Origin of the sequence: Oceanobacillus sp. FSL K6-0127 (assembly GCF_037983385.1) — a bacterium.
Lineage (GTDB): Bacteria > Bacillota > Bacilli > Bacillales > Amphibacillaceae > Oceanobacillus > Oceanobacillus profundus.
Window position 1 is genome coordinate 3,836,555 of sequence record NZ_CP150287.1, and the last position, 12,439, is coordinate 3,848,993.

A 12,439-nucleotide genomic window follows, 5' to 3' on the forward strand; every position below is an offset into this window, starting at 1 on the left:
GAGTGCGATTTTCCGATAAAGGTTCCGTGCCACCGTAAGTTTGAATTTCAATCCACGCACTCATGTAGAGTGCGATTTAGCTCGCCTTCTCCGCCACTCTGCGAAGTTATCATTTCAATCCACGCACTCATGTAGAGTGCGATATAAAATACTGCATAAGATTCCGGATAACTACGATTTCAATCCACGCACTCATGTAGAGTGCGATCCATGTCTCCCCTTGGTTCCAAACTAAGTTCCACAATTTCAATCCACGCACTCATGTAGAGTGCGATAAGAAATGGCGATCTTATCTGGCATATTGTGATATTTCAATCCACGCACTCATGTAGAGTGCGATAAAAGAGTTGGGCTTGATAACTATGATTTTGAAATTTCAATCCACGCACTCATGTAGAGTGCGATGAATTGCAGTATGTGGATATTATGCGATATTTTTAATTTCAATCCACGCACTCATGTAGAGTGCGATAGGAGTGGTCATAGGTGGACTCAACACTTTATTGATTTCAATCCACGCACTCATGTAGAGTGCGATAACAGCCAGAGACGTTACACAAAAGTTTAAGCGTATTTCAATCCACGCACTCATGTAGAGTGCGATAAGTGATCCATTTGCAATGTTTGCCATGAGTGGTATTTCAATCCACGCACTCATGTAGAGTGCGATTGTGTATGAATTTAACATCTTCGTTCCCTAAATCATTTCAATCCACGCACTCATGTAGAGTGCGATCTTCTAACGTAAAATAGTTTCCATGCGCTTTCTGTATTTCAATCCACGCACTCATGTAGAGTGCGATCTTACCTCTTTCTGTATCACTGAATACTTGAGCGTTATTTCAATCCACGCACTCATGTAGAGTGCGATTTAAATCGAAAAAAGATAAATCAAGATGTTGATATTTCAATCCACGCACTCATGTAGAGTGCGATGAGACTTGATCTACAAAACTATAAGAGCCACCAAATTTCAATCCACGCACTCATGTAGAGTGCGATGGATTTATAGCAGCATAAGGGAGGTTTTTAAATTATTTCAATCCACGCACTCATGTAGAGTGCGATTGGAAATGAGTTAAAAGTTAACTCTGAAATTAGTATTTCAATCCACGCACTCATGTAGAGTGCGATAACGAATATGGTTGATGTTGTGAAAACAACAGGTATTTCAATCCACGCACTCATGTAGAGTGCGATTAGAACAATATGATAAACACAGACAAACAACAAAATTTCAATCCACGCACTCATGTAGAGTGCGATGGTTATCGACAAATATTGTCGCGGACACATCGCTAATTTCAATCCACGCACTCATGTAGAGTGCGATACAAAAGGGAAGTAAACAACATTACATGCAAAATATTTCAATCCACGCACTCATGTAGAGTGCGATATATAAACACAGCCATGACCAAAAAACCTCGTCAATTTCAATCCACGCACTCATGTAGAGTGCGATCTATTGCATATTCCGTTTGTTGATGTGTAAGGGGTATTTCAATCCACGCACTCATGTAGAGTGCGATAGCGAATTTTGCTAATAAAGAGAACCTACATTCCATAAAACGGGAAATTTTGACTAAAATCCACTATTTAATCCTATTTGAAAGTTTTATATTCCAATTCCCCTCTAATTATAGATCTAATTTTAGTGCTAACCCCACAGAGATTTCATGTGCGCTTGGGGTTAGCACCTTCAACTAAAACAATAAGGGCGCTTCTAAATCTATAGATTCTTTCACACCAATATGTTCTATCTTTGTTTTATGATTATTACCTAAGTTATAAAATCGTAAACTATCTTTTTCTGGATCAATAATTTGCTCTAATTCAATTTTTAGTAAAGTATATTGCGCTGCATCAACTATACATTCAAAGACGGAGTTCTGTACCCTTTGGCCATAATTTTGACATGCTTTAGAAACTTTTCTAAGTCTTTTTGTTCCACCATCACTCGATGTACTAACATCATACGTGATTAAAACAAGCATCAAAATTCACCTACTTCCATAAGAATGGTGGATATTCATCAAGATCACCGCGTAAATAACGGGCTAAAAGCAATGCTTGTGCATATGGAACAAGCCCCCATGCTATTTTTTCTCCTAAGAAAGGATGTGTAATTTTTTCTTGTTTTTTCACTTGCCATGCTTTCAAAAATGTCTTTCTCGCTTCATCTGTCATTAATACAGCGTCATTTTCTTTTCTATAAAAATCGTCTTTTGTAAGTTCTTTACGGTTTATTAAAGATAATACAAATTTATCCGCAAAAACCCCTCTTAATTCTTCCATCAAATCTAGAGCAAGAGATACGCGTCCCGGTCTATCTCGATGCATAAAACCAACATAAGCATCAAGTCCGACCGTTTCTAGAGCTGCAGCTGTATCATTTGCAAGAAGCGTATAGGCAAAAGAAAGCATTGCATTTACATTATCCTTTGGCGGTCTTCTCGATCGCAGGTGAAAATAGAAATCCTCTTTTTGTTGTAGAATCATAGAATCAAAGACTCTATTATAACTAATAGCCGCTTGGCCTTCCCAACCACGTAGACTATCTAATTCTTCACAGTTCTTTACTTCCTGAAGAATCGAGGTCAAGTGTTTAGATATGCCCTTAAACTTTTCTACATCAATCCGCAAAGGGTAATTTCTTGTCATTCTCTCTAGTATCCATTTATTGTTATAGATCTTACCAATAATGAAATTTCGTGCAATTTTCGCTGATACATGCTCATCATCAGATAGTCGATATTGTTTCTTCCTTAATGTGACATTTCCACGACTTTGCCCAATTACTCGAGCTAAAAATCGCCCATTCTTTGTCAAAAATGCAATTGAAATATTGCGTTCGGCACAGTATCCCATTAATGCTGGGCTTGCCCCTGTATATCCAAAACTTACAATACTTTCTAAGTTATGTAAAGGAAGCCTTCCGAGTTGTTCCTGTTCTTTTAGCAACACGATGTTATCGCCATCTAATGATAAATAAACATCTGTTTGGGTAACAAATAACGTGTTAAGCAGTTTTTTCACTCATTCAACTTCCCTTCAATATAACTCTTTACTGTACGTTTGTTCATAAGCTTAGGTAAACAAATATTCTGTAATGAACAACTTTTACAATGTGGTCCAGTTTTAACTTTAGGAGTGTATCGATTCTCGTAGTAATGATGCATTTCTTTTGCCATTTCGATTACTTTATTTTTTAATGTTTTAGTTATAGGAATTTCCACACGATGTTTAATTTCATTGTAAAAAATAAATCCTTTATCCACATCACAAAGGAGCATTTCTTCCAAACACATTGCTTGAGCAGCTAGTTGAATAACATCTTCGTCACCCTTCTTCGGCTTTCCTCGTTTATATTCAACAGGAAAAGCTAAATAAGAACCGTCTATTCCAGCTAATTCTACACCATCAGGATTTTTAATAAATTCGACAACATCACAAATTCCATTCAGTTGTAGACGTTGGGATTGTATCGGCATCGCTCTTACAATCAGCCTTTCACCACGCTTTTCACGGATGAATGGCTGATCGGCTTTCTGATGTAGAAGTTGTCCTTCAATCGTTTTCACATTCTCTTCCCATTGTTGTTCAATGTGAATCAATGCCCACTGACGACGGCAAAACTGGAAATGCTGAAGACCTGACAGCATTAAATATTGGTCTTCACTACTGCCCATCGAATACTTCCAATGCTAGTCCATCTAATTCGTGTAATTCAACGGTATAATTTTCTTCATTAAATACTTCTGGAGTATCTGTTTTTGCCTCAATTTTTAAAGAACGATGTACTTTTGCAGATGAATATTGTCCAAGCTTTGAAGAATGCTCCCACCAGTATACTTTATGAACTTCCATACTCCCATCAGGTCGTGCAGATGAACTATCATTCTCAAAAAGTGTAATTAAAGCTTGCTTCATTTTCTCTGCATCTTCGTTGGTAAAACCTGTTTTTTCTGCAAGTTGTGTATTAATACTTCCTTTGAACACATAAACTCCAAAATCTACACGGTGTTTCATTCCCATAGTATCAGAGCTTCTAGAATCACTAGTAACAGAGTTTACGCTTTTAGTAATCTGTAAACTGGTAATATCAATTGGATCGACACTTGTTGCTGTCTGAATAGATACAGGTCCACGGACACCTACAGAAAGATTAGATCCTTTGAATGCAAATACCTGTCCAAACCCTCGAACATCGATCCATTTTTCACAAGCTATTGATGCGAAATCATCACCTGAAGCTTTCTTATCTTTTAACATTTTTGCCAGAGTTTCATCAGATTCTGCTCTTTCTTTCAAACTCTTATATCCATCGTTCTTGCGATCATCCGATTGAACAAAGATTGATTCTCCCATGTCTTGTAATCTATTACGAATTTTTCGTTTAATAGCAACATCTGAGATTTCTCCATGCCCATCATAATTTTGACGTGGGCGGTTTCCATTTAATGGGTCCCCGTTTGGATTGGCTTTAGAAACAGATAAAACTACTGCAAAATCTATTTTGTGGTCAAGTGTCTTCATTCGTTTGTCTCCTCGCTTTCATTTGTTGTTTCTTTCTTCTTATAAAGTTCTCGACGTTGACTGTAAAAACCTAATAAATATTTTTCTGATAAAGGTTTATTATTAAAGTCCTCAATGTTAAATTGATCACTTATTTCATCAATCATTCTTGATAGATATGTCGCTTTTGTTCCTAGTTTTGCTTGATAAGGCTGCAAACTTTCTTGTAGTGTCTTCCATGTCCTACTTGGATTCTTTGAAAAAGAATTCATATAGCGAATTGCATTTGTTGCTCTTGTTTCTTCTTTACCAAGTGCTCCTCTTTCCAACACATCAGCTACTGCTAATAATCGACCAAACAAATAACTACGATCATTTGAAATTTTGTCTAGCGGCACATTCCATACCTCCTTTTTCTCAATTAATACTTTTCGTATAAGTGCACAAGTAATGCTTAGAGTTTTCTCCCACTCCCACCGTTCCATTGCAACCGGATTGGAGGCACGTTGAAAAGCACTTTTTACAATATCTTTTGGAACAATACGGCCATCTATGATACATGGCAGCATTCGTTCCATTAATCCTTTTACAAGTTTTTCGCTTGCTCTAGATCCATAAGCTGCAAAGGCAATGTCTTTTGTAGCAGGAGCGCCATAAAATTTAACAAATTGTTCTTCACTTCTGCGATATCGATGTTCCCAAGCGCACTGTGTATGCCAATCTTCCAAGCGATTTAGATATAGATTTTTATTCATGTTTCGATAGTAAAGAACAGCCATTCTCCCTGTTGTTGCTGAATCAAGCACAAGTATGTTAACTTCCACTTCCAACTTAAGATCATTACGATATCCAGCAATAGCCTTCTTCACTTCTTCCGCATATAGTTTGTCTGTATCAATCTCATCTTCTACCGTTTTATCCGCATGCTGCATAATATCCCATGCATCTTCAGCAAAATCAGGAACATCTTCATTGTCATTTCCCCAAATAAGGAAAACACGATTATCAATCGTCTTTCCTTGACGATGAATCAGCCATTTTAATGCATTATGGGCCTTTTGCGATACTTCGTAGCTAATGCCAGCAGCTTCTTTACTCGTCTTAAATTTTCCACGAAAAGTAAAACCGGAAGTATCATTAGCAGAAATCAACTTTGCCTTATCTGCTGCATGACGAATTTTATTGGCATGTCGCTCCGTACTTGGAACTGTTTCTCCTGTTACAAAGTCAACATCCTCATCACCTAATCTTTCATTATAGAAATCGATAAAGGATTGGTACATATCTTTATCTTTCCACACTTCAACGGTAGATGATGGTGAATAAACGTTAAATCTAATAAAAGCACTTGCCTGGTCTGTAGCACCACTCGAAAAAATTTTTGGTTTTTCTCCAATCGTTTTTTCATAATTCTTATTCCATTTATCAATTAATTGATCATTTTCATCCAAAACGAGAACATCTTTTTTTACTAGATCTTCAATTAAGGTACCTTTACTTAAATACGCATATATACTTTTTACTTTTGATGTAGCATAAGGTGAGTCAGTCCATTCCTTCAAATTTTGAATATATGCATCAAAAGGAAGATCATCTTGGTTTTTTATTTTGCCACCATATTTCACAAAATCACCGGCAACATAACTTAACTTATCATGCAATGGATATGGAGCAACCTTTGATCCTGCACGACTAGCTGATTCTTCAGTACAGGGAATAATCGTATTCTCTTTTTCAAGTTCAATTGCTTCTAAAAAATCTCCATCTTCATCCACTGTAACTTCAATATGTGCGTTCTGTGTTGTATGAGAAATTGGTAATAGTGTATACTCCCGATCATTTCGTTTTTTCACTATTTTTCCAACTTGACCTTCATTTGCATCATAGGTTTTATATAAATTAAGTAACCAACTCAACTTATTCACCTCCTAAATAACGAGATAACGTTTCCACCGATTCAACATTGTCTTCGTTAAAGAATTTTGCTTCCATCTCTTTAATTGGTCTCGTAATCTTACAATCTTCTGGTTTTAAAAATTTAATATATCCATTTTCCATTTCTGGGCGCCATAACCTAACCTCTAATTGATTCCTTCCTGTCTCATCTGGATAATTAAAACCATGTACCATTGTTCCAAGTGGATAGTTTGCATCAACCTTGTCATAGTATCCTTCTCCACTTCCAAACTCACAAGGCTCCACATAACCCTGGCATTCTCTTGTACCAAGGAATATATCCCTACGGCCACCTGCTTTTAGTGATCGTTGAAGAATGCTGAAGTGCTTTCCTTCATTACGATCGAAAGCCATATCCGGTCGGTTAAAATTAAACTCAAAGTGCGCCTTCACCTGGTAGTGTACATCCTTCAAATACGTATAATTTGCAAGTGTATTCCCACCACCATATTCAATGGGACGAATACCTTTTGATTCCATTTGAATTGGCTTCATAACACGAAGTTCATCAATAATAAACATGATCGTTGGCTTCCAGTAAATCGACTCTACTATTCCTTTAAGAGCTTGGTATGTTGGGATACTGTAAGATAGCTTCTCACCACCAATTTTGGTAAGTGGATCTGTGAAAAGCGCATAGTCGCCAAATAGCTCGAATTGGATTTCGTTTTTCATGATTTCACCTCCTTAAAAACCTTTGTAGGAATGCTCCTTGAGGAGTTTTTTAGCCAAGGAGCATTTTCCAACTATTTAGTTGTATTTATCTTTTTTAAAGTCTCAGCCATATCCTTCAAAATCTCTAAGTACAACAGTTCAATACTTTTTTTAGATAGGCTTTCTTCTAAATTAGATTTTTGAACTTTCATCTATTCCACCTCCATAATTCATAATATGAAGGTGAGTATTTATCTTGCTACATTTATTATTATTTTTGAGTTAAACTTAAGAAAAGACAGGTTCTAAAGATTGCATTTATGGCATATAATTTTTACTAATCGCATATAGCGTGGATTGAAATAAAAATAATAATAAATGAAGACCTATCTGCAACAGATAGGTTTTTATTCTAAAATGACATAAACCCCATATCACTCTCTCCCTTTAAATCAACACCATAATCCTCACTGTACCAATTCTCTCTTAGCTCATAAATAGCACCTTCCATATGAGGAACAATTGCATTTTCCTGCTTCAATTGTTTTAATGCTTGTGAGTATAAATTCACTGTATACTGTTGCGCTTGTTTAAACAGCTTTGATAAATCTTCAACTCTTTCAACGCTATTTAACTGTGTGATGATCTCCTTCCCTTCTCCATAAGGCACGATTACAGAAGTCGTTAATTGATCTATAACTTGGAAATGATCTGCTGCAGTTTTGTAGCTTCCAGTTAAAAATAAAGGCAATCCAGTTTTATATTTCTTTTTATAAGCATGAACGTAATCGCTTTCTTTTCGAGTTGCCATCAACAGCTTTGTCATTTCTTTGTCTACCTGTGGAATATAATAATTTAAATCTGCTTCCATTCTTTGAAAGTAATGTCGAAAGTACTCATCCATCGCTATTTGCGATAATAAACTTCTATCATATTCATCTGCTTTCTTACTATAGCGAGAAAGCACATTACCTGTTATTTCTTTACCAGTTTTTATTTCCTTCAATTTCGAAATATTCTCATCAGTATGATCAATCACATACACATCCCTCACAGCGTCTTCCCCATGTCTGTTGCATCTTCCCGCAGCCTGAGCAATTGAATCCAATCCAGCTGACGAACGAATTACACATTTGAAGCTTACGTCTACACCAGCTTCAATCAACTGGGTTGTTACACATATAAAAGGAACCTTATCTTTTAGTAGCTTCCTAACTTCACTTAAAATTTCTTTCCGATGTGCAGCACACATGGATGTGCTCAAATGATAAACCGGCAATGGGCCATTCTTTAATTTCTCATATAGTTCTTTGACTACAGATTTTGTGTTTAAAATGACAAGCGTACTTCCCCATGATTCTGCATTTGATTCAATCCATTCTGTTAACTGGTTGTTATTCATTGATTTGTCAGTTCGATCAATGATATCAACCCTTTTAAAAGCTTTGGAAACCTCAGATAGGTTTTGCACAATTTCTCCATCTCTGTTTTTCAAAAGAAAATGATTTACATTTTCCAATGTTGGTTGTGTTGCAGTACAAAGCAAGATGCTGGAATGAGCATCTTTTTTCAAGAAATTTACCGCTTCATTGAAAAGGGATACACATTTGGTTGGTACCTTTTGTACTTCATCAAAGACAAGTACCGAATGGCTTAAATTATGTAAACGCCGTGTATTTCTATTTCCTTTGGCATAAAATACATTCAAAAATTGAACCATTGTGGTGAAAATTATTGGGCTATCCCAATTATCACGAGCAAGCTTCAGCTTCTCTCTCATAGTAATTACACCGTCAGATAGCTCATCATTTTCCTCAATTTCATCGATAACATTAGAATGATGCTCTAATATATGGGATCCATCTTCTAAAATGGTTCGAACTTCTTGGGCGTTCTGCTCTATTATTGTGGTAAAGGGAACAACATAAATGATTCGTTGCTTATTAAATTTCTGAGCATGCTTTAATGCATAGCGAAGACTCGCAAGCGTTTTCCCACCTCCAGTAGGTATTGACAACGTGTAGATTCCAGATGGCTTCTCAGCAAACAAATCACATTGTTCCGACATTTTTTGACGTAGTCTATTTATTTGATTATTACCTTTATTATGCTTTTTAAAAGAATCAAGCTTGTTCATTAATTTTTGATAGTAGGAGGCGAATAATTCTTCATGATGCAATTCCTGTACGTTTTCCGATTGTTCTTCAAATTGTCTTGTATCCGTTCGGTCAGCATCAATTAAACAACTGAATATATACTTCGTTAGGAAAAAACTTTGTGTGGGACTCATATCCATAAATTGCTTAAGTTCATTTACTGCAATGGAAACATATTGTTTAAACTCTTCCTCTTTCATTACCCTTTGAAAGAAACGCTCAACCGCTAGTGAATATTCTTCTCCTAAGTCTTTATCTTTCACACGCCTTAAATAGTCAGATTGTATTTCAGGAGAAATATAGTCATGTAGATTACTGTGATGCGAAATAATTGTATTTCCAACTATTTCAGCTAAAAGTTTTTCATGAGCTGAACTTTCCTGGTTATGAAACATGGAAAACAATAACTTGCCTCCCGCAGTAGAATGATCAACGTCTCCACGCTTCATTTCATTACTTTCAGGATGGAAAGCTACTTGATTAATATATTTTTGAAATGTATCCGTGTACTTTCCCAGGTCATGAAGTAATCCGGCTAGTCCAGACACATGTTTTAGACCTAACTTTTCGCCAAATGTTTCAGCTAATCTTTTTACACCAAGTAAGTGCTCTTGCACTGTTTGAATTTTATTATCACTTTCTCGAACATGAGCAATATATTTCATTATTCACCCTCCTCAAACAATATATTACTATAGTACCAATTATCAGTGTATAATTCATCGTAATTTACTATTTTTTTGTATTATTTTAACATTTGGAGGATTAATTTTGAGATTATTGTTGGTATTTATTATCTTTGTTATAATAAATCATATACATTTATTAATTCTCCAATTTGTGAAAAGGTGATAAATTTCCTATTAATGTAATTACAAAACGTAATAGGAACTATCTATTACTTCAAATCATTATTCAGACTATTCAACAATAAATATTTGAAAGTATTATTACGATTTTATCAGTGCTAACCCCAAGTGCACATAAAATCATTAGGAGGTTAGCACCTCCAAATATATTAGATTTTTGTGTTTCCTATCAATTTAAGATCGTTTTTTTACATAATTTAAGAAAAATAGTGATTTACAGGCTAAATTTTAGATATTTTTTAGTTTTTTTGCCCGAAATCGCTATCGCACTCTACTTGGGTGCGTGGATTGAAATCTTGATATATGTTTGCTGCTCCTCCAACTCTTGCAATCGCACTCTACTTGGGTGCGTGGATTGAAATTGTAAATGCCCAAACCGTATTGACCAAAAGGCAATATCGCACTCTACTTGGGTGCGTGGATTGAAATCAGTATTCAAGGATTGGATTCATCGTTTATTCAATCGCACTCTACTTGGGTGCGTGGATTGAAATAAGAATTAACGCACGCCGTAACGGTAACAAACGATATCGCACTCTACTTGGGTGCGTGGATTGAAATACCATATGGTAACATTTTATTATACATCATTGCAGATCGCACTCTACTTGGGTGCGTGGATTGAAATTAATCTGTTTTGCGGTGTGGTAGAAGATATTTTGATCGCACTCTACTTGGGTGCGTGGATTGAAATACCTTTTTCACCTTGCACACCTTGCAAACCCTGTATCGCACTCTACTTGGGTGCGTGGATTGAAATTCCAACAAATGAAGTTGATGAAGGAATTCCGATCAATCGCACTCTACTTGGGTGCGTGGATTGAAATCCTCATTTTAACCCTCACATTTAATTCGGGGTACATCGCACTCTACTTGGGTGCGTGGATTGAAATACCAAACCAACTTGAGTTATTAATTGCGATTGCATCGCACTCTACTTGGGTGCGTGGATTGAAATTTCAACTAACTTTCCTTAAGATTAAATATCTCAATCGCACTCTACTTGGGTGCGTGGATTGAAATTCCAATATCCACTCAACTTAGCATCAAATTTATTATCGCACTCTACTTGGGTGCGTGGATTGAAATTGTTGCGGATTAAATACGTTGTTGCACTCTTGGAATCGCACTCTACTTGGGTGCGTGGATTGAAATGCCGCAAGAAGGACAGCTAGAGAAAATTTCATCTATCGCACTCTACTTGGGTGCGTGGATTGAAATTCGCTAGGCGGACCCATTTCCCAACCGAATGATGGATCGCACTCTACTTGGGTGCGTGGATTGAAATCGGTATATCTTTGCCTTATCAAAATATTTCGGTGATCGCACTCTACTTGGGTGCGTGGATTGAAATCCTATTTTGGTACTACGTCAGAAACGAATTATTTAATCGCACTCTACTTGGGTGCGTGGATTGAAATCGTTTGCTTTGCTAGTTCCTGCAGTTGCTTGATGATCGCACTCTACTTGGGTGCGTGGTTTGAAATCATGTTGGAACATGTTCAAGGGTTGAACAGTATATCGCACTCTACTTGGGTGCGTGGATTGAAATTCAGATGCAACACATCGAACAGTAAGTGCAATATCGCACTCTACTTGGGTGCGTGGATTGAAATGCTTTAGCAGCATCTATTCGGTTTTGCTGATCTTATCGCACTCTACTTGGGTGCGTGGATTGAAATTATGAGGCTAGGTAGTTGCTTGGCTATCCTAATTGATCGCACTCTACTTGGGTGCGTGGATTGAAATAGATGTAAAACAAGTAATCGAGGAAATGCAAAGCAATCGCACTCTACTTGGGTGCGTGGATTGAAATATCCATAAAACACCCTCCAAATAAAAAAACCGGGTATCGCACTCTACTTGGGTGCGTGGATTGAAATTAAACAATGTAACTTTATTTGTGACGTCATAAAAATCGCACTCTACTTGGGTGCGTGGATTGAAATCGGACTAACCGCGAAACTTTTTCCGAATTCCAAACATCGCACTCTACTTGGGTGCGTGGATTGAAATCGAACAGTACCGAAATATCGCTGCGGAGTTATGGATCGCACTCTACTTGGGTGCGTGGATTGAAATACGTTTATTACCGGTCCAGCAGGTGGCGGGAAAACATCGCACTCTACTTGGGTGCGTGGATTGAAATCTTTGCTTTCCAATTACGGTGCCAAATCTTTTGAATCGCACTCTACTTGGGTGCGTGGATTGAAATTCCACGGAAGAGAGGAGAGGACACTGATGTTTTTATCGCACTCTACTTGGGTGCGTGGATTGAAATCAGTA

Annotated in this window: 7 protein-coding genes and 2 CRISPR repeat arrays (2 of these 9 cut by a window edge); all 7 genes read right to left on the reverse strand. The window is 36.9% G+C overall.

The genetic code is table 11. The annotated features are described in order from the left end of the window. Positions 1–1,532: direct repeats of the CRISPR family, unit length 32 nt; unit sequence ATTTCAATCCACGCACTCATGTAGAGTGCGAT (it extends 686 nt beyond the left edge of the window). Between the two features lie 174 nt (positions 1,533–1,706). The 7 genes from cas2 to cas3 all read right to left on the reverse strand — a co-directional run bounded on the left by cas2 (position 1,707) and on the right by cas3 (position 9,949). Beyond that, positions 1,707–1,997, reverse strand: a complete 291-nt coding sequence (gene cas2 / locus MHH64_RS18735) for a CRISPR-associated endonuclease Cas2 (RefSeq protein WP_340002193.1) — start codon at positions 1,995–1,997, stop codon at positions 1,707–1,709. Positions 1,998–2,007: 10 nt separating this feature from the next. After that, the gene (cas1c, locus tag MHH64_RS18740) at positions 2,008–3,039 is read right to left on the reverse strand and encodes a type I-C CRISPR-associated endonuclease Cas1c (RefSeq protein ID WP_340002194.1); all 1,032 of its coding nucleotides are present in this window, start codon (positions 3,037–3,039) and stop codon (positions 2,008–2,010) included. Then, positions 3,036–3,692, reverse strand: a complete 657-nt coding sequence (cas4, locus tag MHH64_RS18745; RefSeq protein WP_340002195.1) for a CRISPR-associated protein Cas4 — start codon at positions 3,690–3,692, stop codon at positions 3,036–3,038. Before cas4 ends, cas1c begins: the two co-directional genes overlap by 4 nt. Further along, positions 3,682–4,539, reverse strand: a complete 858-nt coding sequence (gene cas7c, locus MHH64_RS18750) for a type I-C CRISPR-associated protein Cas7/Csd2 (RefSeq protein WP_340002196.1) — start codon at positions 4,537–4,539, stop codon at positions 3,682–3,684. Before cas7c ends, cas4 begins: the two co-directional genes overlap by 11 nt. After that, on the reverse strand, positions 4,536–6,434 hold the full coding sequence (gene cas8c / locus MHH64_RS18755; RefSeq protein ID WP_340002197.1) for a type I-C CRISPR-associated protein Cas8c/Csd1: 1,899 nt from the start codon (positions 6,432–6,434) through the stop codon (positions 4,536–4,538). Before cas8c ends, cas7c begins: the two co-directional genes overlap by 4 nt. A 1-nt stretch (position 6,435) precedes the next feature. Beyond that, positions 6,436–7,149, reverse strand: a complete 714-nt coding sequence (cas5c, locus tag MHH64_RS18760; protein ID WP_340002198.1) for a type I-C CRISPR-associated protein Cas5c — start codon at positions 7,147–7,149, stop codon at positions 6,436–6,438. Between the two features lie 391 nt (positions 7,150–7,540). Next, positions 7,541–9,949 carry a CRISPR-associated helicase Cas3' gene (gene cas3 / locus MHH64_RS18765; protein WP_340002199.1) on the reverse strand — a complete coding sequence of 803 codons (2,409 nt, stop codon included), beginning with the start codon at positions 9,947–9,949 and terminating at the stop codon, positions 7,541–7,543. Positions 9,950–10,416: 467 nt separating this feature from the next. Beyond that, positions 10,417–12,439: direct repeats of the CRISPR family, unit length 32 nt; unit sequence ATCGCACTCTACTTGGGTGCGTGGATTGAAAT (it continues 328 nt past the right edge of the window).